18 protein-coding genes and 1 other RNA gene are annotated in these 22,234 nt (G+C 35.9%); 11 read left to right on the top strand and 8 right to left on the bottom strand.

All coding sequences use genetic code 11. The annotated features are described in order from the left end of the window. The first annotated feature begins 4 nt into the window (after window positions 1-4). Window positions 5-979, top strand: a complete 975-nt coding sequence (locus tag I6U50_RS15430; protein WP_198639512.1) for a ribonucleotide-diphosphate reductase subunit beta — start codon at window positions 5-7, stop codon at window positions 977-979. Window positions 980-1,019: 40 nt separating this feature from the next. Next, window positions 1,020-2,696, top strand: a complete 1,677-nt coding sequence (locus I6U50_RS15425; protein WP_198639511.1) for a ribonucleoside-diphosphate reductase subunit alpha — start codon at window positions 1,020-1,022, stop codon at window positions 2,694-2,696. 170 nt (window positions 2,697-2,866) lie between these two features. Here the strand turns inward: I6U50_RS15425 and I6U50_RS15420 are convergent, their stop codons facing one another. Further along, window positions 2,867-3,712, bottom strand: a complete 846-nt coding sequence (locus I6U50_RS15420) for a DUF2911 domain-containing protein (RefSeq protein WP_198639510.1) — start codon at window positions 3,710-3,712, stop codon at window positions 2,867-2,869. Between the two features lie 146 nt (window positions 3,713-3,858). On the opposite strand from I6U50_RS15420, the gene I6U50_RS15415 reads away from it, so the two are divergent. The 3 genes from I6U50_RS15415 to I6U50_RS15405 are packed head-to-tail and all read left to right on the top strand — an operon-like array spanning window position 3,859 to window position 6,380. Next, the gene (locus I6U50_RS15415; protein WP_198639509.1) at window positions 3,859-4,368 is read left to right on the top strand and encodes an SRPBCC family protein; all 510 of its coding nucleotides are present in this window, start codon (window positions 3,859-3,861) and stop codon (window positions 4,366-4,368) included. Between the two features lie 11 nt (window positions 4,369-4,379). Next, window positions 4,380-5,075, top strand: a complete 696-nt coding sequence (locus I6U50_RS15410; protein ID WP_198639508.1) for an SDR family NAD(P)-dependent oxidoreductase — start codon at window positions 4,380-4,382, stop codon at window positions 5,073-5,075. Continuing rightward, window positions 5,076-6,380, top strand: coding sequence for a cryptochrome/photolyase family protein (locus I6U50_RS15405; RefSeq protein ID WP_198639507.1), 1,305 nt, complete (start codon window positions 5,076-5,078; stop codon window positions 6,378-6,380). It begins immediately after the preceding gene. On the opposite strand, the gene kdsB is transcribed toward I6U50_RS15405, so the two are convergent. Together kdsB and I6U50_RS15395 are read right to left on the bottom strand one after the other, a co-directional pair. Next, complete coding sequence (kdsB, locus tag I6U50_RS15400) at window positions 6,377-7,120, bottom strand: 3-deoxy-manno-octulosonate cytidylyltransferase (protein WP_193710912.1); 744 nt, start codon at window positions 7,118-7,120, stop codon at window positions 6,377-6,379. The two genes, I6U50_RS15405 and kdsB, sit on opposite strands and share 4 nt — an antisense overlap. Before the next feature lie 66 nt (window positions 7,121-7,186). Continuing rightward, window positions 7,187-8,623, bottom strand: coding sequence for an ATP-dependent DNA helicase (locus I6U50_RS15395; protein ID WP_198639506.1), 1,437 nt, complete (start codon window positions 8,621-8,623; stop codon window positions 7,187-7,189). 120 nt (window positions 8,624-8,743) lie between these two features. Between I6U50_RS15395 and I6U50_RS15390 the strand changes: the two genes are divergently transcribed. From I6U50_RS15390 to I6U50_RS15380, 3 genes are read left to right on the top strand one after another with little or no spacing between them, the layout of a single operon-like run. Next, window positions 8,744-9,394, top strand: coding sequence for a hypothetical protein (locus I6U50_RS15390; protein WP_193710910.1), 651 nt, complete (start codon window positions 8,744-8,746; stop codon window positions 9,392-9,394). Further along, window positions 9,381-10,199 (top strand): DUF3822 family protein, encoded by an 819-nt coding sequence (locus I6U50_RS15385; protein WP_198639505.1) that lies wholly within the window; start codon window positions 9,381-9,383, stop codon window positions 10,197-10,199. Before I6U50_RS15390 ends, I6U50_RS15385 begins: the two co-directional genes overlap by 14 nt. Then, window positions 10,196-10,738 (top strand): RsmD family RNA methyltransferase, encoded by a 543-nt coding sequence (locus I6U50_RS15380; RefSeq protein WP_198639504.1) that lies wholly within the window; start codon window positions 10,196-10,198, stop codon window positions 10,736-10,738. The genes I6U50_RS15385 and I6U50_RS15380 overlap by 4 nt, the downstream gene beginning before the upstream one ends. Before the next feature lie 428 nt (window positions 10,739-11,166). Here the strand turns inward: I6U50_RS15380 and rnpB are convergent. After that, window positions 11,167-11,501: RNase P RNA component class A (gene rnpB, locus I6U50_RS15375), an RNA gene on the bottom strand. A 134-nt stretch (window positions 11,502-11,635) separates the two neighbouring features. On the opposite strand from rnpB, the gene I6U50_RS15370 reads away from it, so the two are divergent. Together I6U50_RS15370 and miaE are read left to right on the top strand one after the other, a co-directional pair. Continuing rightward, window positions 11,636-13,465: a DNA polymerase III subunit gamma/tau gene (locus I6U50_RS15370; RefSeq protein WP_193710907.1), complete on the top strand. Its 1,830-nt coding sequence runs from the start codon at window positions 11,636-11,638 to the stop codon at window positions 13,463-13,465. 2 nt (window positions 13,466-13,467) lie between these two features. Next, window positions 13,468-14,049, top strand: coding sequence for a tRNA-(ms[2]io[6]A)-hydroxylase (gene miaE, locus I6U50_RS15365; protein WP_193710906.1), 582 nt, complete (start codon window positions 13,468-13,470; stop codon window positions 14,047-14,049). A gap of 159 nt (window positions 14,050-14,208) precedes the next feature. Here the strand turns inward: miaE and I6U50_RS15360 are convergent, their stop codons facing one another. The 4 genes from I6U50_RS15360 to pdxH form a co-directional block, all read right to left on the bottom strand. Continuing rightward, the gene (locus I6U50_RS15360; RefSeq protein ID WP_193710905.1) at window positions 14,209-15,105 is read right to left on the bottom strand and encodes a Ppx/GppA phosphatase family protein; all 897 of its coding nucleotides are present in this window, start codon (window positions 15,103-15,105) and stop codon (window positions 14,209-14,211) included. A 78-nt stretch (window positions 15,106-15,183) separates the two neighbouring features. Then, on the bottom strand, window positions 15,184-17,289 hold the full coding sequence (gene ppk1 / locus I6U50_RS15355; RefSeq protein ID WP_198639503.1) for a polyphosphate kinase 1: 2,106 nt from the start codon (window positions 17,287-17,289) through the stop codon (window positions 15,184-15,186). Between the two features lie 3 nt (window positions 17,290-17,292). Next, on the bottom strand, window positions 17,293-17,778 hold the full coding sequence (locus I6U50_RS15350) for a SixA phosphatase family protein (protein ID WP_198639502.1): 486 nt from the start codon (window positions 17,776-17,778) through the stop codon (window positions 17,293-17,295). A gap of 9 nt (window positions 17,779-17,787) precedes the next feature. Then, window positions 17,788-18,435, bottom strand: coding sequence for a pyridoxamine 5'-phosphate oxidase (gene pdxH, locus I6U50_RS15345; RefSeq protein ID WP_198639501.1), 648 nt, complete (start codon window positions 18,433-18,435; stop codon window positions 17,788-17,790). A 740-nt stretch (window positions 18,436-19,175) separates the two neighbouring features. On the opposite strand from pdxH, the gene I6U50_RS15340 reads away from it, so the two are divergent. Beyond that, window positions 19,176-22,234, top strand: a 3,059-nt coding sequence (locus I6U50_RS15340) for a PKD domain-containing protein (protein WP_198639500.1), incomplete at its 3' end; no start/stop codon positions are given.

Raw genomic sequence — 22,234 nt, 5'->3', positions numbered from 1 at the left:
TGATATGAGTATTTTTCAAAAGCGGGTAAATTACAAACCTTTCGAGTATCCCGAGATTCTTCAGTTTACCGAAGCTATAAATAAATCATTTTGGGTACATTCTGAAGTAGACTTTACAGCTGATGTCCAGGATTTTCATTCGCATCTTAGTGAAAATGAAAAGCAGGTTATTAAAAGAAGCCTTTTAGCTATTGCGCAAATTGAAGTAGCTGTAAAATCCTTTTGGGGAGACTTGTATCAACACCTACCAAAACCGGAGTTTAACGGCCTGGGAAGTACATTTGCCGAATGCGAATTTAGACATTCTGAAGCATATTCCCGCTTGCTTGAAGTACTTGGATATAATAATGAGTTTGAGAAATTAATTGAAACTCCTGTTATTAAAAAACGTGTAGCTTATCTCTCTGAAGCTTTAGCAAATACAAAATCTTCAGACGAAAAAAAATACGTGTTTTCCCTTATTTTATTCTCCATTTTAATTGAAAATGTTTCCCTTTTTAGTCAGTTTGCCATTATTCTTTCCTTTAGCAGATTTAAAGGAGTGATGAAAAACGTGAGCAATATAATTGCATGGACCTCGGTAGATGAACAAATTCATGCCAATGCCGGAATTTACATTGTAAACCAAATTAAAAAAGAGTTCCCTGAATTCTTTAATGAAGAAACCAAAACCCAAATAAGGGAAATTATATCCCATTCTATGGAGGTAGAATCTGAGATTCTGGATTGGATCTTCGAGGATGGTTCTTTAGAACAGTGCAAAAAGGAAGACCTACTTAATTTTATGAAATACCGAGTAGACGATAGCCTTGAAAAAATAGGTTTAGAGAAGCTTTATTTCGTTTCAGAATATGATTATAAAGCGATGCTATGGTTTGAGGAGGAAGTTTTTGCCAACAGTTTGGACGATTTTTTTGCCAAACGCCCGGTAGATTATACCAAACACGATAAAAGTATTACCGCAGATGATCTTTTTTAAAGGTTTTCCACAAAAATAATTCAATTTAAAAATCCAGAAAATGCCCGAAGCAATACTTAAAGAAACAAAACAGGAACGCCTATGGTGGCTTAACGAAGAGAGCCAGCAAATATTAAATCGCGGTTATTTATTAAAAGGAGAAACCGCAAAATCGGCTATAGAACGCGTTGCAAATGCAGCTGCAAAAAGACTTTATAAACCCGAACTGGCCGAAGCCTTTATAGAAATGATAGAACGCGGCTGGATGAGTTTAAGCTCACCCATTTGGGCAAATATGGGTACAGAGCGCGGATTACCTATTTCTTGCTTTAATGTATACGTACCAGATAATATTGAAGGGATTACCCATAAATTGGGCGAAGTAATTATGCAAACCAAAATTGGTGGCGGAACTTCCGGTTATTTTGGAGAATTAAGAGGCCGCGGAAGTGCAGTAACAGACAACGGCAAAAGTAGTGGTGCTACCAGTTTTATGAAGCTTTTCGACACAGCTATGGATACTATTTCACAGGGCGGTGTGCGTCGTGGAGCTTTTGCAGCTTATCTTGATATAGATCACCCCGATATTAAAGAGTTTTTAGAAATAAAAAATATAGGAAATCCTATTCAGAACCTATTCTACGGCGTTAGTGTTCCCGATTACTGGATGCAGGAAATGATAGACGGCGACAGGGATAAAAGAGAGATTTGGGCAAAAGTTTTGGAAAGTAGGCAGCAAAAAGGTTTGCCTTATATCTTCTTTAAAGACAATATTAACCGATTTAAACCAGAGGTGTATAAAGATAAAAATTACACCATCCATTCCAGCAACCTTTGTTCAGAAATTGCTTTGCCTTCTACCAAAGACGAGTCTTTTATTTGCTGCCTTTCTTCTATGAACCTGGAGCTTTACGACGAATGGAAAGATACCGAAGCTGTAAAATTAGCCATCTATTTCTTAGATGCTGTTTTACAGGAGTTCATTGCAAAAACTGAAGGAAACCATTACCTGGCATCGGCCAACAGGTTTGCCAAAAGACATAGGGCCCTGGGGCTTGGTGTAATGGGTTGGCATTCATACCTGCAAAAAAACAGAATTCCTTTTGAAGGTTTAAAAGCTAAAGGTTTAACCAATAGCATTTTTAAAGATATTAGTGAAAAAGCAACTAAAGCAAGCAAAGAACTGGCAAATATCTATGGAGAGCCAGAAGTTCTTAAAGACTATGGTTTAAGGAATACAACCCTTATGGCCATTGCACCAACTACCTCTTCTTCTGCTATTTTAGGACAGGCGTCGCCGGGAATTGAACCTTTTAGCAGCAATTATTATAAAGCAGGTCTGGCCAAAGGAAATTTTATGCGGAAGAATAAATATTTAAAAAAATTACTTCAGGAAAAGGGATTGGATACCGAAGAAACCTGGCGTAGTATTATGCTAAATCACGGAAGTGTGCAACACTTAAAAGAGTTGAGTGACGAAGAACGTATGGTTTTTAAAACCTTTAAAGAGATAAGTCAGTTAGAGATTATTCAACAAGCTTCGGTTAGGCAAAAATTTATTGACCAGGCACAGAGTTTAAATTTAAATATCCCCTCAGACCTTCCGGTAAGAGAGGTAAATAAGTTAATGATAGAAGCCTGGCAGCTTGGTGTAAAAACCCTTTACTACCAGCGTAGCCAAAGTGTTTCTAAAGAATTTATAGCCAATATGGTAAATTGTGCCAGTTGTGAGGCTTAAATATCTATATAAAAAGGCTGTCTGAAAGTTTTTTGTGACGTCAAGCTGAACCTGCCGGTTCGTTCAGGCGGGCTTGTTCCAGCTTCTAACATTTTAGATCCTGAAATAAATTCAGGATGACGTTTTTAACAAGACTTCAAACAGCCTTTTTATTATTCTTAAAATTCAACTTACATAGCTCCCCACTCTTTCAGGGAATCTTTGTTCATTTTTACATAATCCTGGTTTCCTGCTTTTTCAGCTTCGGCTAGAGACTTTTTAGCTGCTGCAATCGCTTCTTCTTTTTTACCAAGATCGGCCGCAATAAGTGATTTTTTTCTTAGAATCCAAAAAGCATCAGGATTTCCTAATTCCAAAGACTTATTAATCCATTTATAAGCCTGCTCTAAATCTTTATTGCTATCGTGGTAATAGGTTGCCGCTGCAAAATAATCGTTAGCACCGGGACCCTTCATTGTTTTTTCAATACTTGCCATGGTTTTTTCCTCGGTAGGCACTTTAAAGCTTAGGCTTGCTACTGTATTTGCCCAAACAAAATTAAGTGCAGCCGAATCATTTTTAAGATCATCTATCATGATAGTAAAAGTTTCCATTTCAAATGGCAGTTCCATCACTTCAGCCATTGCTTTTAAGGCTACTTTATCCTTATCCCATTCTGCTGGATTTCCCCAGTTATTGGCATCGCTGTAAAACATTACTTCCCATTGGTCTTCCTTTGGAATTGTGTAAATCGCGTAGGTTCCCGCCTTTAATTCTTCTCCCTGGATAGTTACATTATCACTAAATGTTATTTTGGTATTTTCATTAGCTCCCGTACGCCATACTTTTCCGTAAGGCACTAAGTTTCCAAAAATCTCACGATCTCGCATGCCGGGCCGCGAATATTCCAGGCTAACATCGGTAAGACCAACCTTTTGTTCAATTTTAGTAAACGGACTGGGCTGTGGTGCCTGTACCTGGGCTTGTGTTGCACTCATAATGCCTGCTGTACATAAAAATAGAAATAGTTTTTTCATTGTTTAGTTTGTTTTAGTTCAATCAAATATACCTAGAAAATGATTATAAATTAAGAAAAACAAAAACTTGATTTATATTTTGTTTAACTATAATAATTTTATTTTAAACAAAACAAGCTCTAATTTTACATTCAAATACTGCTAAAATGAAGATATACACCAAGAAATCGGTACAGAAGCTCCCAATTAGTCTGGAAAAAGCCTGGGAATTCCTCTCAAGTCCTGGAAATTTAAAAACAATTACCCCAGATTATATGGGTTTTCATATTCTTTCGGGAGCCGACAGGCCTATGTTTCCCGGCCAAATTATTCAATATATAGTTACACCTATAGCAGGCATTAAAACCAAATGGGTTACTGAAATAACCCACGTTAAAGACAAAGAATACTTTGTAGACGAACAACGTTTTGGACCCTATGCACTTTGGCATCATAAGCATTTCCTAAAGGAAATACCCGGTGGTGTTGAAATGGAGGATATTATAGATTATAAATTACCTTTTGGGAAATTAGGTGAATTGGTACATCCAATACTAGTGGCTCCTAAATTAAAAGAAATTTTTAATTATAGAAGAGAGAAACTTACCGAGCTTTTTGGCGAATTCGATGAAGCGAATACCAAAAATGCTACCCTAAAGCAAGACATACTTAACTGAAAAATATAATTATGGAAAGGAATATTTTACTTATTGGCGGTTCAACCGGTATTGGACTTGAAATTGCCAATCAATTGGTTAAAGAAAATAATGTAATTGTTGCTTCAAGAAATAAAGGCGATTTAAACAAGGAAATCAAACATTTAGAATTTGATGTTTTAGAAGATAACATTGAAGAGCTGGAATTGCCTGATGAAATTCACGGACTGGTTTACTGTCCAGGCAGTATAAACCTGAAACCTTTTAAAATGCTAAAGCACAAAAATTTTGAGGAAGAAATAAACCTTAATTTTTTAGGTTTGGTAAAGGTAGTTCAGGCAGTAATGCCGAAACTAAAAAAGGCTGAAAATGCAAGTTTGGTGTTTTTTAGTACCGTGGCGGTCAAGGTTGGAATGCCTTTTCATACAAGTGTAGCAGCTGCAAAAGGCGCGATTGAAGGTTTTGCAAAAGCCCTGGCAGCTGAATATGCACCTACGCTACGTGTAAATGTAATTGCACCCTCTTTAACCGATACCCCACTGGCTGGAAAACTATTATCCAACGATTCCAAAAAAGAAAAAATGAGTGAAAGACATCCGCTTAAAAGAATAGGGAATACTAAAGATATTGCTAATGCAGCCATCTTTTTACTAAGTGAGCAAAACAGCTGGATTACCGGGCAAATTATTGGCGTAGACGGCGGACTTTCAACCTTAAATATTTCATAAATGAGCAAAGGAGTAAATGTATTTTGGTTTAGACGTGATTTAAGATTAGATGACAATGTTGGCTTTCTTGAGGCCCTGAAGTCTGGTATACCGGTAATACCAATTTTTATTTTTGACACAGAAATCCTGGAAAAGTTACCTGAAGATGATGCCCGTGTTACCTTTATACACGAGCAACTCCAGCAAATGCGAAAAGAGCTTCAGGATAATTATAGCAGTTCAGTTGCTATGTATCACGGAGAACCAACGAAAATTTTTCAGCAACTAATTAAAGAATATCAAATTGAAAAAGTATTCACGAATCACGATTACGAACCTTACGCAACCAAAAGGGATAAGGAAATAGCCAATTTACTTTCTAAAAGTAATATTGAATTTCACACTTTTAAAGACCAGGTTATTTTTGAAAAAGATGAAGTTGTAAAGAAAGATGGAGATCCTTATGTGGTGTATACTCCTTATATGAAAGCATGGAAAGAGCTATTTAAGACACAGAACCTTAAAATTCATTATACCAGTCAGTACTTAGATAATCTTATTCAAAACACCAGACTACCAAATTTAAGTTTAAGTGATATTGGTTTTAAAACATCCAAAATTAAAGTCCCGGAATATGATGTTACCCCAACGCTAATTCAGAAATACGAAAACACACGAAATATACCTGCTAAAGACAGTACTTCTCGCCTAGGCCCGCATTTGCGTTTTGGGACTGTTAGCCCAAGAAAAATGGTAAAAAAAGCCAATACCGAAAACAATAAAACCTTTCTTAACGAACTTATTTGGAGAGAGTTTTTTATGCAGGTATTATATCATAACCCCGATACTATTACCGAATCTTTTAAAAAGAAATACGACCGCATTAACTGGCGGAATAATAAGGAAGAATTTGAAAAATGGAAAGCGGGAAAAACAGGTTATCCACTCGTTGATGCCGGAATGCGCCAATTGAATAAAACCGGTTTTATGCATAATCGGGTTAGAATGTTGGTGGGAAGTTTTCTATGTAAACATTTGCTTATAGACTGGCGTTGGGGCGAAGCCTATTTTGCCGAAAAATTATTGGATTACGAAATGTCCTCTAATGTTGGTAACTGGCAATGGGTTGCCGGCAGTGGCGTTGACGCTGCTCCATATTTCAGGATTTTTAACCCAACCACTCAAATAGATAAATTTGATAAAGATAAAAAGTATATCAAAGAATGGGTTGAAGAATTTGGCACCGATGATTACCCTGAAAAAATGGTAGATCATAAAGAAGCTCGCGAACGTGCTCTTGAGGTTTATAAAGAAGCAGTAAGCTAATTATTCAAAACTTGCTTTGCTTTTTCTAAATCTTCGGGTGTATCTATGCCTATAGTTTGCATTTGGGTTTCAACCATTTTAATGTTTTTTCCATATTCAAGAAATCGAATTGCTTCAATTTTTTCAGCAGATTCTAAAGAAAGCATAGGTAGGTTATAAAAATCTACAAGTGCCTGCTTTCTAAATGCATAAATTCCAATATGCTTAAAGTAAGTTACTGCTGCATTGGTATTTCTTGGGTATGGAATAGGAAATCTTGAAAAATACATCGCAAAATCATTCTTATTGGTAATAACCTTTACATTGTTCGGATTGGTTATCTCTTCACTTTCAGACAATGCACTTTTTAGAGAAGCCAAATCTATAGAAGAAGCATCATCTTCTCTAAAAACAAGCAAAAGTTTCTCCAAACTTTCTTTATCTATAAATGGCTCATCGCCCTGTACATTTACTACGATATCCACATCCATATCCTGTACCGCTTCTGCGATACGATCGCTACCGCATTCATGTTCCTTTTTACTTTTTATGGCCTTACCCCCATTCTTATTTATTTCAGCAAAAATTTCATCACTATCGGTAACCACATAGACTTCATCGAACAAACCTGTACTTTTAGCGGCTTCGTAAGTTCGGGTAATTACGGTTTTTCCATTTAAATCTTTTAAAAGTTTCCCCGGAAAACGAGATGCCTCGTAACGAGCAGGAATCATTGCTATTATTTTAAGCGAATTATTCATTGGGACTTATTAATATTTGGAGGTTAAATTTAGGTTTTAAAATTTAAATTAACGCAACTTAAAAAACTATTTATTTACGAAAAAATCATCTTTAAAACCTATAAGATAGAGCTTATTGGTTGCCCTTGTTACGGCAGTGTACAACCATCTTAAATATTCTTTTCCAACACCTTCGGGCAAGTACGGTTGTTCTATAAAAACACTGTTCCATTGCCCACCCTGAGATTTATGGCAGGTCATCGCATAAGAAAATTTAATCTGTAAGGCATTAAAAAATTTATTGTTTTTAACCTTCATAAACTTCTTGTATTTGGAAGTTTCGTTTTCATAGTCTTTCATTACTTCCTGGTAAAGTTGGTTAGACTCTTCGTAAGAAAGTGAGGGGGTGTTGCTGGTTAATGTATCTAACATTACCACCGTCTCAAAAGGGCGCATATTAGGATAATCTACCATTTGTACCTGAACTTCGGCGAATCTAAAGCCATAAAGTTCTTTTATAGCAAAAATCTCAAGGACTTTTATAATATCGCCGTTTGCAATAAAACCGGCTTCAGAACTGGGTTTTATCCAAAAATAATTATTCTTTACGACCATTAAATAATCTCCGGCCGAAAGTTCTTCTTCCTGAAACAAAATTCGAGAGCGTATTTGTTGATTGTACAAATTAGCTCTTTTGTTAGATCTTACAATAAAACTTGTTTCTTCATTTCCCAGTTGATTATAGCACTCCTCAATTGCATTCATTATTTCATAACCGTCTTGCAATCTAACCACATCGGCTTTGGGGCCAAGATCAAACTGAAAGCTCTCATAAAATTCGTCTTGCAAGCTTTGTCTTATTTTTGTGGCGTTTAATAAAATATCGCTTTCTTCGGCCTGGCGAACTACTTCATCCAGCTCTATATGCTTTACTTCTTTGTTATAAGAAAATTGTAGTTTTTCGGGTTCCAGGGCGGGACTAATTTCCATTTTTACGGGAGGAAGCTGTGCGGTATCACCAATTAAAATAAGTTTACAATTTTGCCCCGAATAAACATATTGAATAAGATCGTCTAGTAAGCTTCCATTCTCCATTAATTTGGAGTTTGTGGGCGTATCAGAAATCATGGAAGCTTCATCTACAATAAAAATACTATTTTTATGCTTGTTGGGTTGTAGTACAAATTGCACTCCACTTCCTCCACTTTTTTTAGGAAAATAAATCTTTTTATGGATGGTAAAAGCTTCTTTTTTGGCATAATTAGAAATCACTTTAGCGGCTCTTCCCGTTGGTGCCAATAAAACCCCCGATTTTCTTATTTTCCAAAGATTCTTCACCAAAGTACTGATTATCGTTGTTTTACCGGTACCGGCATAGCCTTTTAAAACAAAAATCTCATCCTTATTTTTGTTTAAAACAAACTCAGATAATTGCTGCAATGCAATATCCTGGCCAGCTTTGGCCGTGAAGCCAAGATCGCTTAGTAAAAGCCTATAAAATTTAGAAGCATCAAAATTTTCCATAAAAAAATTATCAAAAATCAAAGGTAGGAATGGATTTTTACGGAAGAAACTTTTACGAATAAAAAAAAATTGTAGATTTGTCGTGAACACTAGTAATTTTTAAAACAAAATTTAGAACGCATGAGACTTGCAATTCAATTACTTCTTTGGGTAGTTATTATAGGATTAGCCTACCTTACATTTAATGCTGTTTACGAACCAATTCAGTTTAACAAAATTAAGGAAAAGCGTTACGCCAAAGTAGTTGAGAACTTAAAGGATATTCGTGATGCCGAACTAGCGCATAAAGAGGTTGTTGGAACTTTTGAAGCTGATTTTAACAAACTCGTAAAATTCCTTGATACTGCTGAATTTGCAATTACTCAACGTCGTGACACTACGGTTTTAGATGAAGAGTACAAAAGGCAATACGGTGTAGATGAGTACATAGAGAAAGTTATTGTAGATACACTTGGTTTTGTACCGGTAAAAGATTCTCTTTTTAAAGGAGATAGAGATCGTTATGTAAATATGATCAATGTACCAGTTGAAGGTGTAGATGCTAAATTTGAACTTGATGCAGGAAGTATTAAAAAAGGACAAACCGATATTCCTGTGTTTAGAGCTAGAGTTGCCAAAAGCGTTGTACTACAAGGTTTAGATAAAGAGTTGATCTTACAACAAAACCAGGTACAATCTGTAGACGATATAAACGGGCGTTATATAAACGTTGGTTCTCTAGAAGAGGTTAACACAAAAGGAAACTGGCCAACCCAATATGGCGACGAATAAAGATAAAGAAACATTAAATCTAGAAATGTCCATTCAGGTTAGCCTGGATGGACTTTCTTTTTGTACCCTAAATACTGTAGAAAAGGAAGTTGTTTTTTATAACAAAGTAAGATTTCAGCAACAACTGGATCCTATAAAGCTTTTAGCGGAAATTGAAGAGATATTTGAAACCAATAAAAGCCTAGACGAAGTTAAGCAGGTAAAGCTTATTTTTGACAATGCACTCTATAGCCTAGTTCCTGCTAACCTATTTAGAGAAGAAAATGCTTCAGACTATCTGAAATTCAATACCAAAATTCTTAAAACCGATTTTATTTCACACGAAGAAATTGGGAATACAGGTATTGTAAATGTCTATATACCCTATACCAATATTATTAATTTCTTCTTTGAAAAGTTTGGTGAATTCGAATATCAGCACCTCAATACTATTTTAGTAGAAAACTTATTGAAGTTACCAAAAGTAGATAGGCCACAAATCTTTGCCCACATTAAAAGCAAGCAATTTGATTTGGTGGTGATAGAAAATGGTCAACTGTTGCTTTGCAATTCTTTTAGCTTTACCGAAAAAGAAGACTTTTTATACTACATACTTTTTACGGCAGAGCAACTTAATCTAAAGCCCGATGAAGTAAGGTTATATTTATTGGGTGCTATCAGTAAGGCTTCCCCATTATTTAAAATCGCATTTGAATACATTAAGTATGTTGAACTTTTAGAAATCAATTTCGACTTACAGAAAAATGAAAAACTTAAAGGCTTATACGAACTGGAAGAATATATTTTATTAAAATCATTTCTATGAGAATAATTTCAGGTACTTATAAAGGAAAAAGATTAATTGCTCCTAAAAAACTGCCCATACGCCCTACTACCGATATGGCAAAGGAAGCCCTTTTTAACATCCTCAATAACAACTTTCAGTTTTCGCAATTAAGTGTCCTGGATTTATTTGCCGGAAGCGGAAATATAACCTATGAATTTGCTTCACGTGGCTGTAAAGAAATCACCGCAGTAGATTTAAATTACGATTGTGTAAAATTTATAAAAAAAACAGCTCAGGAACTAGACTTTAGCATTACAACCATTAAAAGCGACGTCTTTAAGTTCCTTGAGAAAGCATATGTAAAAGCAGATATTATTTTTGCTGACCCTCCCTATGATTTCGATGAAGAAAAATTTCTCAAAATACCACAAATTGTCTTTGAAAAAAATCTACTAAATCAGAACGGTCAATTAATAATTGAGCATTCAAAGCATACCAACCTCTCAAAATACCCTAATTTTAAGGAAGCAAGACGATATGGAGGTTCGGTATTTAGTTTCTTCGAAAACACAGTTTAATAGCATTATTCGTATCTTGAAGGAAAAAGCCTGAAAAAGGCTCATAAATAACAATCTGTAATGACGAATCGGATTAAGAAGATAGAACTTATTGATATTAATCTGGAATTTTACGAAGAGATAGTAATTTCTGAAGTAAAAGAAGATGTAATACTTGAAATAAAACACGTAAAACAAATGCTAAAAATATGCAATGAGGTATTTGGAGGAAAAAAGTATGTCTACATCTCTAACAGAAAAAATAATTTCAATGTAATTCCCACCGTTTATTTTGAATTAAAAGATGTGAAACAATTATTAGGGATTGGTATTGTAAGTGAAAGCTATGAAGCATTAAAAATTGCTAATTTTGAAAAGCAATTTTCCCCAGTTCCTTTCAATATTTTCTTTAGCATGAAAGAAGCCCATGCCTGGGCTAAAACATTATTAAAAAAAGCAGGTCTGTAATCCGGATTCTGTTCCTCCCGGCAAAACCGGGATTCCCCTTATCATTTATCTCAGGTTTTTGTTACCAAAAACTTTTAGCTGCCTACCCTCCAACAGTAAGCGAGCAACTTACAAACATTGGTTTACATGGCATTGCACCGCATAGAGTTTACCTGATTTCACTACAGCATTATCTGTACATTCTTTCTGTTGCACTAGTCCGTATTTTATCTAAATTACTCCAAATAAAATAGGTGGGCGTTACCCACTATGCCGCTCTTTGGTGTCCGGAATTTCCTCCATCGAAAAAATCGTTGGCGATAAGGCGACCTGCTGTTTACAAAGGTAGTTTTTACAAAATATCCTAACTAAAAAAATGTTGATTTATTACTTACTAATTGTTTAAAAATATATGCATTTGCCTTAGAACTTATGTTGGCTATTTTTATATTTGTATTTCAATAAAATTCAATGGAACATTTTATAGTATCAGCTCGTAAGTACCGTCCGCAAACCTTTAAAGATGTGGTTGGGCAACAAGCCATTACCAATACCTTAAAAAACGCCATTGAACATAATCACTTGGCACAGGCACTTCTTTTTACAGGACCACGTGGTGTGGGTAAAACCACATGCGCCCGTATTCTTGCCAAGATGATTAATCATGATGGTACCCAAAGTCCCGATGAAGACTTTGCATTTAATATTTTTGAATTAGATGCCGCGTCTAATAACTCGGTAGACGATATCAGGAACTTAATAGATCAGGTAAGAATCCCTCCGCAAGTAGGGAAATACAAGGTATATATTATAGATGAGGTGCACATGCTCTCCCAGTCGGCATTTAATGCCTTTTTAAAAACGCTGGAAGAACCACCACAGCACGCCATATTTATTTTAGCTACTACCGAAAAACATAAAATAATACCTACCATACTTTCTCGATGCCAAATATTCGATTTTAAAAGAATTACGGTAAGTGATGCTAAAAACTATCTTGGCTATATAGCCCAACAAGAAGGCGTAAACGCAGAAGAAGATGCATTGAATATCATTGCGCAAAAAGCCGATGGCGCTATGCGGGATGCTCTTTCTATATACGACAGGGTGGTAAGCTTTAGTGGAAAAGAACTCACAAGACAGGCAGTAACCGAAAACCTTAATGTACTGGATTATGATACATACATTAAAGTCACTGAACTTATTTTATCAAATAATATCCCACAGCTGTTATTGAGTTATAATGATATTCTTTCCAGCGGATTTGATGGTCATCATTTTGTTAGTGGTCTTGCCTCACATTTTAGAGATCTTTTGGTTTGTAAAGATCAAAAAACCATTCAGCTTTTAGAAGTTGGGGAACAAACAAAAGCCCGCTATTTTGAACAGGCATCAAAAACTAATCATCAATTTTTGATTAGGGCAATAGAACTGGCAAATGAATGTGATTTAAAATATAAAACCAGTCAAAATCAGCGATTATTGGTAGAGTTAACGCTAATGCAGTTAGCTTCTATCACCTTTGGTGAAGAAAAAAAAAAGTTTGAACAGCCAATAATTGCGGCTTCAGAATTTGAGAAACAACCCGCAACACTTTCTTCAGAAGAAAAAAACATTGTTAGGGATAATGAACACGGAGGAACTTCTGCTGAAGCCCCCACCGAAAGTCAGCTACCTTCAGAAGAAAATAAAACATCAAAAAGCAATTGTGTAGATGATAAGAAGGATACTTATCATTCAGAAGCAACAATAAGTCCTGAGCCTCCTAATAAAACAGCTCCACCAGTTTCAAGCCCACCTCCTGCCCCAAAACCGGAAATAGATGCTGAAGCTAAAAAGGAGAAAGTTTCGGGTCTTTCATTAAAAAGCATTAAGAAAAAACGGGAAATAGAGGCACGACAACAGGAAGCAGCCCCAACTAAAGATGTGGTCCTTAATGGAGAGTTTACCGAAACCCAACTTCAGGCAAACTGGGATGACTATGTTAAACGTATAAAGAAGCAAGGATCTAAGATCTTAGCTTCTATTTTGGAAACCGATTTACCCAAACTTGAAGATAAGAATCGCATTGTTATAGAACTGCCCAATGAGACCATGAAAATAAATTTGGAGCGGGAACAGAATAAGCTAATGTCTTATCTAAAACAAAAGCTTAAAAATACTGAAATTAGGTTGGTAATTAATGTGAATGAGCAGTCTGCTAAAAAGTATGCCTTCACTCCTATTGAAAAATATAATAAATTAAAGGAAAAGAATCCTTTGTTGGAAAAACTTCGAAGTACATTCGATTTAGACGTATAGATATGCTAGGATTAAAACTTCCCACAGACCCACGTTGGGCAAATATAGCCGAAAAGAATATTGAGGAAATTCTTATAGATCATGCTTATTGTGAGCAAAAAGCAGCTTCAACTGCCATCTCACTCATTGTATCTTTCCCTGAATATACTGAATTGGTAGATGAAATGATTGCTTTATCCAGAGAGGAAATGGGTCATTTTAAAATGGTGCACGAACAATTATTAAAACGCGGATATGTTTTAGGAAGGGATAGAAAAGATGAGTATGTAATTAAATTATTAAGTTTTTTCCCAAAAGGAGGCAGCAGAACTACGCAGTTAGTGCATAGGTTATTAATTGCAGGCTTAATTGAAGCCAGAAGTTGTGAACGTTTCAGATTATTATCAGAGGAGTTACAGGACAAAGAATTGGCTGATTTTTATCATAGATTAATGATAAGCGAAGCCAATCATTATACAATGTTCTTAAAGTTTGCCAGAAAATATGGGGAACGCAGTGAGGTAGACAAAAAGTGGAATGATTTACTTGATTTTGAAGCGAATATCATGAAAGACCTCGGTAAAGACAAAACTATTCACGGTTAATTGAAAAATAAAAAGAAGCTGTCTGAAAAGGTTTTAAAATCGCCATCTTGAACTTATTTCAAGATCTAACGTGTTGATAATTAAAAACATATTAGAAGCTAAAAAAAATTCAGCTTGACGAAAGTAGACTTTTCAGACAGCCTCTTAACTTTAAACTATCTACTTATTTTTTCCGTTATAAAGAGATTTAATAATTCCATCGGCCAGACCTATTTTGGGAACAAAAATATTATCGGCCCTGGCCCATCTCATAGAGCTTAAATAAATTTTAGAAGCCGGAATAATCACATCGGCACGATCGCTTTTTAAATTTAAATCCATAATCCTTTCCTCATAACTTAAGGAGTTTAGCAAATCGTTATATTTTTTAAGGTAGGCTAAGCTTAGGGGTTTTCCTTCTTTTTTACCACTGGTTTTAAAAATATTATTGATGTTTCCACCAGAACCAATTAGGTCTATCTTTTTATAAGGCTTAGTAGTTTCCCTAACCCATTTTTCCATCTCTTCCCAGGTCTTCTCTTCTACCAGGTCATTTAATAAACGAACGGTTCCAACTTTAAAGGATTTAGAGGCTACTGTTTTACCGCTACTATAAAGCGTATATTCGGTACTACCGCCGCCAACATCTACATAAAGATAGTTGCAGTCGTTTTTAATAAGTTCGTGCAAATCTGTAGCTGCAATAATAGCAGCTTCATGGTTGCCGTCTATTATTTCAATTTCTACTCCTGTTTTATCTTTTATTCTCTTAGCCACTTCTGCTCCATTAGTGGCCTCTCGCATAGCTGAAGTAGCGCAGGCTTTGTACTTTTTAATTCCGTGAGATTTCATTAAAAGTTTAAAAGCCTGCATCGTATCTACCATGCGCTCTATATTTTTTTCTGAAATCACACTTTTTTCAAATACGTCTTCCCCAAGCCTAATTGGCACCCTAACCAGGGAAGTTTTTCTAAAATCGGTTTCTTCTCTACCTTTTTGTTCTGTAATTGTTGAAACTAAAAGCCTAACGGCATTGGAACCTATATCTATTGCTGCGTAGTTTTCTTGTGTAATCACGAGTTATATTTTTCAATTTATACTCTATAACTGAGTATTTTAATGGTTTAAAATAAAATATTTTATAGCAGGCTTAGCCTAATTTTTCACCTTTTTCGGTAATTTATTTGAGTAGTAGTTATATAGTTCAAATTGTGATCGTAACTTCTTTTCACCACTATTTCTATAGGCATTATCCTGCTTTGAGGTAATCATTCTAGCTTTTACATTGTCGTTCCAACTAATGTCAAAAGTTTCTATGATTTCCTTTTTAATATCTTCATCATAAATTGGGCAGGAAATTTCAACGCGGAGATCCAGATTCCTTGTCATCCAATCTGCCGAAGAGATATAGACTTTAGGGTTTCCGCCATTCTCGAAGATAAATACCCGGGGATGTTCCAAAAACTTATCTACAATACTAATTACCTCAATATTTTCGCTTAATTTCTCTATACCGGGAATTAAACAACAAACCCCACGAACAATAAGCTTAATTTTCACCCCTGCCTGGCTTGCCTGGTATAGCTTGTCTATCATCGGGTAATCTGAGAGGCTATTCAATTTTAAAGCGATGCCCGATGGCCTGCCTTCCCTGGCATTCTCTATTTCCTTTTGAATTAAACTTACAAAAGCATTTCTGCTATAATGCGGAGAAACTATTAAGTGTTTGTATTTATTTACTTTGTAATTAATCTCAAAAAAATCAAAAACCTTATTTACCTCTTTTAATATTTCAGAATGTGCCGTAAATAAGGTATAATCGGTATAAATACGTGAGGTTGATTCGTTAAGGTTACCTGTACTTATAAAACCATATCGTTTTGTTTTACCTTCTTCTTCGCGCTCTATTACACAAGCTTTACTATGCACTTTTAGACCGGGTACCCCGAAAATTAATTGCACCCCTTCGGCCTGCATCTGTTCTGCATATCTAATATTAGCTACCTCATCAAAACGTGCCCTCAATTCAATTTGAACAATTACTTTTTTTCCGTTTTTTACCGCATTAATCAAGGAGCTGGCAATATGAGATATTTTAGCCAGCCTATAAATTGTAATTTTTATGGTCTTCACCTTAGGATCCAATGCGGCTTCTCTTAAAAATTTAACGGTATAAGCAAAACTTTGGTAAGGCGTATATAAAAGAAAATCTTTTTTGGCAATGCTACCAAACAAGCTACTTTGCAAAATAAGCCCCGGAATAGCTAAGGGCTCTATAGGTTTATAAAGTAAATCTTCACGCCCAAGACTTGGAAAATTCATGTAGTCACGACGATTATGATAACGCCCTCCGGGAATAATACTATCGGTAGATTCAATTCCCATCTTATTCATTAAATAAGATAAAGTATCATCGGCAATATTCATATCGTACACAAATCTCACAGGCTCTCCCTTAATACGATCTTTTACACTACTGGAAATTTTCTCTATAAAACTCTTACTCAGGTCGCTATCAATATCCAGTTCGGCATCCCTGGTAATCTTAATCATATGTGCAGAAATACTTTCGTACTCAAAAATATTAAAAATGGTGCCCAGGTTGTATCTAATTAAATCATCGAGGAGAATGATATATTGTTTTCCATTTTTCTCCGGTAAAACTACAAAACGCTCAATGCTTCTTGGAATCTCTATAAGAACGTATTTCTTTTCGTTTTGAGTCTTATCTAATATTTTTGAAATACCTTTTTGAGGTTTTTCCTCTTTCATTACCATTTTAACCGCAAGATAAGCGGCACTATCTTTTAAACTGGGAAGCTCGTGCAGATCGTTAAGAATAATAGTTACCAGCGCCGGACTTACTTTTGATAGAAAAAAGTTTTTAATAAACTTTTGCTGGGAAACAGAAACCTGTTTCTCGTTAATAATATGAATATTATGACCCTTTAATTGATGCTGAATATCATGTAATACCTTTAAACTTTTTGACTGATGCTCTATCACAATTTGAGTGATTTCCTCCAGAAGTTTACTGGCTTTAATCCCCCCTAAAACACTCTTACCTGCCTTTCCGGCTAAATCAATTCGTTTTACGGTTGCATATCTAACCTTGAAGAACTCATCAAGATTATTAGAAAATATCCCTAAAAACCGAAGGCGTTCAATGAGGGGTACGGTCTCATCCTCGGCTTCCTGTAATACACGCTCATTAAATTGTAACCAACTAAGTTCTCTGTTTAGGTATTTTTTTTGCTGCATAAATTAGCGTAAATTTTTAGGGAATAATTGAAGTAAAGTTTTACCGGTTTTAAGATCGTGCCAATTTTCCACCTCGAAATCTATAACACAAAGCCCGGTGGTAGGTAAATTGTCTATAGGCTTATCTCCTAAACTGTTTACTAAACCAGTTAATGCAGGATTGTGACCAAAAACCATTAGTTTCTCCACCTCATTTGAGCAGGACTTTATAACAGATAATAATTGGTCTTCATCAAAAGTATACAAGGCATCTTTTACCATAAATTCCCGATCGGGTATTTGAAGTTCCTCTTTAAAAAGCTTTGCTGTAGTACGTGCCCTAACTGCAGGGCTGGTCCATAACATAACATCTCCACTTTTAAATTCCTTAAAAACTTTTAGGACCAGGGCTGCATCATGATAAGCTCTTTTTTTAAGCGGCCTCTTTTCATCCGGCAAATTATTCTCCCAGGAGGATTTACCATGTCTTACTAAAATTAGTTGCTTCATAATAAAGGTTTAAGGCGACAGGCGGTTTCTTTCCCAGGTATTCTCTTCTAAAAACTCATATAATATTCTGTCGTGTAAACGGTCATTTCTGCCCTGCCAAAATTCAAAACTTCTAGGGCTTACAACATAACCTCCCCAATGTTGTGGCCGCTCCACCTCTTTATCCTTATACCGTTCTTCAACCTCTTTTAACTCTAACTCAAGTTGCTTTCTGGAAGTTAATACATCACTTTGTTTAGAAGCCCAGGCTCCTAATTGGCTTCCACGGGGTCTTGAGGCAAAATAAGAAGACGATTCTTCTTCTGAGGTTTTCATGGCAGTACCTTTTATAATTACCTGCCGTTCTAATGCCGGCCAAAAAAATGAAAGGCAAACTCTTGGGTTCTCTTCTATATCCCTAGCTTTTTCTGAATTGTAATTGGTATAAAAACTAAAACCCTTTTCTCCAAAAGATTTCAATAATACAATTCTGGTTTTGGGAAATCCCTCAATCCCACAAGTGGCCAGGCTCATAGCATTTACTTCTGCTATGTCTGGATGAGCCTCAGCTTCATTAAACCAGGAAGTAAATAAGGCCAAAGGAAAAGACGGAATGTCCTCTTCTAAAAGCTCTCCTTTTCCGTAGCTCTGTCGATAATTTTCAAGACTTTTTTGCATTGTATTTTGCTTTGCTGCAATTTACAAGATTTAGGCTGAAGCCGGAAAGTTTTTCAAATAAGATTACACTATATAAAGATGAAAAAAAATTAACAAGCTAATTGGTCGCCTGCGAATTATATAGAAACAATTCATTTTTAGTATTTCCAGGTTAAGTTTCAGAAAATTAATTCTCGATTAAATAATACATAAACTGATAAATATCTTCAAGGCTTCATCTGTATTTTAAGATATAAAAAAACCGTTTTACCTAAAATAAGTATAAACAGATTTAAGTCAGCTTTTTCACTTAAAAAAATTAAACCCAAAACTTACTTTCCAAAATAAACAGCTCCATTTTTCACCTATCGACCTATTAACTTTTAAAATAGAATATAAATTAAAATCATATTTTCATAGCCTTGATTTCCCTTATTTTTCGTTTAAAATTTACCTTTTAACGAAAATATATAAGCTTATGTCTAAAAAAACCTACAAAACTTTTTAATGGGGATTTTTAGCATAATTTTACCCTAAGATTTAATATTTAACAATAGGTCACCCCCAACTTTCCTATAAGGTAATACCCCTAATTTTACCTAATATTAATCGATTTTTTTCATGAATATTTAACTGTTTTTCCCCAAAAAAACAAATCACAATGGCTTAATAACCTAGTGATGTAACCCAATTTATACGTGTAGTTTCTTATTAAAGAATCTACAAAAGAATTGTAACATTTAATTCTAAACATTTTTAATATGATTTGGAAAAATACTTTTAAAATGAATATTAGCACTAATCTAAAAAACAGCTTCTTTTTAGCATCTCTTCTATTTTTGTTGATGGCTTTCTCTGAAGTTAGTGCACAGTGTAATAGTAACAATGTAACTGTTACCAATTTCTACTTTGGCGATGCGAATGGAAATCCTATAGCGTCAAACGATAACAATGAAATAGGAGATCCTGTTAACGGGTATATTTATGCAGATTTTGGTGGATCTGCAGGTAATGGGTATTCATTATATGTAGAGTATGATGTATATATCAATGACGAATTTAAAGAGAAAGTAATCTTATGTCTTTTTGATGGTCAACAGATACCCAGGGGTACAAGCGCAGTTATTGATGATTACCAATGGAATTGGGGCGATAAATTTGAGTTAAGAAACTTTTACATGAATTGGAACACGAATTCCGGTGGTACTTGTGAAAAAAAGGATAGAAACTCTCAATGTTATGGTAATCCTGACGGGTTTATTGTTAGAACCCCTCTTATTGCAAACTTTGATTATACCACAAGCTGTGAAAACTTTATTGTAGATTTTACAAACCTAACAACCGGTGGCGATAACACGGCCTATACATACACCTGGGATTTTGATCAACTAGGATCCAGCAATGCAAGTGATCCTAGCTTCAACTTTAATCAGGCTGGTCAATATCAGGTGAGTCTTCAAGTTACTGACGGGACTTCCAGTAGCTCGATTACCAAGTCTGTGGTTATTAACGATCAAATTCAGGTATCTGTCTCAAAACAAGACCTGAATTGTAACGAAGAAAATACAGGATCAATTAACATTACTCCTAGTGGAGGCTCAGGAAGTTATACTTATTCCTGGACAGGACCTAACTTTAGCTCATCCAGTCAAAATATTTCAGGTTTAAATGAAGGCAGTTATGAAGTGACCATTACAGATAATAGCAACAACTCCTGTTCTATAACCGAGGTAATAACTTTAAGCAAACCTGAGACTCCGGCGCAGCCACAGGCAAATATTTCACAACAACCAGGTTGTGAGGATACCACCGGAAATATTTCGGTAACTACGGTACAGGGAATTACTTATACTCTTTTAGACGAAAACCAAAACCCATTAAATAATTCGATTGCAAATGGTGAATTCAGCGGATTAGGTGCTGGTACTTATTTTGTACAGGCAAACAATGGTGATTGTGAGTCAGTTTCTGAAGCTTTGGTAATCATAGAAAATTTAGGAACCCCGGCGCAGCCACAGGCAAATATTTCACAACAACCAGGTTGTGAAGATACCACCGGGACTATTTCGGTAACTACGGTACAGGGAATTACCTACACCCTTTTAGATGAAAACCAAAACCCGGTAAGCAATTCGATTGCAAATGGTGAATTCAGCGGATTAGGTGCAGGTACTTATTTTGTACAGGCAGACAATGGCGATTGTGAGTCCGTTTCTGAAGCTTTGGTTATCATAGAAAACCTGGGAACTCCGGCGCAGCCACAAGCAAATATTTCACAACAACTAACGTGTGAGGATACCACCGGAACTATTTCGGCAACTACGGTACAGGGAATTACTTATACTCTTTTAGATGAAAATCAAAATCCATTAAATAATTCAATTACTAACGGGGAATTCAGCGGATTAGATGCTGGAACTTATTTTGTACAGGCAAACAATGGCGATTGTGAGTCTGTTTCTGAAGCTTTGGTTATCATAGAAAATTTAGGAACTCCGGCGCAGCCACAAGCAAGTATTTCACAGCAACCAACGTGTGAGGATACCACCGGGACTATTTCGGTAACTACGGTACAGGGAATCACTTATACTCTTTTAGATGAAAATCAAAATCCATTAAATAATTCGATTGCAAACGGGGAATTCAACGGATTAGATGCAGGTACTTATTTTGTACAGGCAGACAATGGGGATTGCCAGTCAGTTTCTGAAGAACTTATAATCATAGAAAACCTGGGAACTCCGGCGCAGCCGCAAGCAAGTATTTCACAACAACCAGGTTGTGAGGATACCACCGGGACTATTTCGGTAACTACGGTACAGGGAATTACTTATACTCTTTTAGATGAAAATCAAAATCCATTAAATAATTCAATTGCAAATGGAGAATTCAGCGGATTAGGTGCAGGTACTTATTTTGTACAGGCAGACAATGGTGATTGTGAGTCGACTTCCGAAGAACTTGTAATAATAGAAAACCTGGGAACTCCGGCGCAGCCGCAAGCAAGTATTTCGCAACAACCAGGTTGTGAAGATACTACCGGGACTATTTCGGTAACAACCGTACAGGGAATTACTTATACTCTTTTAGATGAAAATCAAAATCCAGTAAGCAATTCGATTGCAAATGGAGAATTCAGCGGATTAGATGCAGGTACTTATTTTGTACAGGCAGACAATGGTGATTGTGAGTCGATTTCTGAAGCTTTGGTAATCATAGAAAACCTGGGAACCCCGGCGCAGCCGCAAGCAAGTATTGTGCAGCAACCAGGTTGTGGAGATACTACCGGGACTATTTCTGTAACTACGGTACAGGGAATTACCTATAGCCTTTTAGATGAAAATCAAAATCCATTAAATAATTCGATTGTAAATGAGGAGTTCAGCGGATTAGGTGCAGGTACTTATTTTGTACAGGCACACAATGGTGATTGCCAGTCGACTTCCGAAGAACTTGTAATAATAGAAAACCTGGGAACTCCGGCGCAACCGCAAGCAAGTATTTCACAACAACCAACTTGTGAAGACACTACCGGAACTATTTCTGTAACAACCGTACAGGGAATTACTTATACTCTTTTAGATGAAAATCAAAATCCAGTAAGCAATTCGATTGCAAATGGAGAATTCAGCGGATTAGGTGCAGGTACTTATTTTGTACAGGCAGACAATGGGGATTGCCAGTCAGTTTCTGAAGCTTTGGTTATCATAGAAAACCTGGGAACCCCGGCGCAGCCGCAAGCAAGTATTGCGCAGCAACCAACTTGTGAAGATACTACCGGGACTATTTCGGTAACTACGGTACAGGGAATTACCTATAC

It is taken from the genome of Salegentibacter maritimus (assembly GCF_016236975.1).
GTDB classification, from domain to species: Bacteria; Bacteroidota; Bacteroidia; order Flavobacteriales; family Flavobacteriaceae; genus Salegentibacter; species Salegentibacter maritimus.
Note: the sequence above shows the minus strand (reverse complement) of the source record. Positions and strands in the feature narration are given on the sequence as shown.

Coding starts and splice junctions, on each gene's coding strand:
- I6U50_RS15430 (WP_198639512.1), top strand. CDS start 5: ATGAGTATTTTTCAAAAGCGGGTAAATTACAAACCTTTCGAGTATCCC.
- I6U50_RS15425 (WP_198639511.1), top strand. CDS start 1,020: ATGCCCGAAGCAATACTTAAAGAAACAAAACAGGAACGCCTATGGTGG.
- I6U50_RS15420 (WP_198639510.1), bottom strand. CDS start 3,712: ATGAAAAAACTATTTCTATTTTTATGTACAGCAGGCATTATGAGTGCA.
- I6U50_RS15415 (WP_198639509.1), top strand. CDS start 3,859: ATGAAGATATACACCAAGAAATCGGTACAGAAGCTCCCAATTAGTCTG.
- I6U50_RS15410 (WP_198639508.1), top strand. CDS start 4,380: ATGGAAAGGAATATTTTACTTATTGGCGGTTCAACCGGTATTGGACTT.
- I6U50_RS15405 (WP_198639507.1), top strand. CDS start 5,076: ATGAGCAAAGGAGTAAATGTATTTTGGTTTAGACGTGATTTAAGATTA.
- kdsB (WP_193710912.1), bottom strand. CDS start 7,120: ATGAATAATTCGCTTAAAATAATAGCAATGATTCCTGCTCGTTACGAG.
- I6U50_RS15395 (WP_198639506.1), bottom strand. CDS start 8,623: ATGGAAAATTTTGATGCTTCTAAATTTTATAGGCTTTTACTAAGCGAT.
- I6U50_RS15390 (WP_193710910.1), top strand. CDS start 8,744: ATGAGACTTGCAATTCAATTACTTCTTTGGGTAGTTATTATAGGATTA.
- I6U50_RS15385 (WP_198639505.1), top strand. CDS start 9,381: ATGGCGACGAATAAAGATAAAGAAACATTAAATCTAGAAATGTCCATT.
- I6U50_RS15380 (WP_198639504.1), top strand. CDS start 10,196: ATGAGAATAATTTCAGGTACTTATAAAGGAAAAAGATTAATTGCTCCT.
- I6U50_RS15370 (WP_193710907.1), top strand. CDS start 11,636: ATGGAACATTTTATAGTATCAGCTCGTAAGTACCGTCCGCAAACCTTT.
- miaE (WP_193710906.1), top strand. CDS start 13,468: ATGCTAGGATTAAAACTTCCCACAGACCCACGTTGGGCAAATATAGCC.
- ppk1 (WP_198639503.1), bottom strand. CDS start 17,289: ATGCAGCAAAAAAAATACCTAAACAGAGAACTTAGTTGGTTACAATTT.
- I6U50_RS15350 (WP_198639502.1), bottom strand. CDS start 17,778: ATGAAGCAACTAATTTTAGTAAGACATGGTAAATCCTCCTGGGAGAAT.
- pdxH (WP_198639501.1), bottom strand. CDS start 18,435: ATGCAAAAAAGTCTTGAAAATTATCGACAGAGCTACGGAAAAGGAGAG.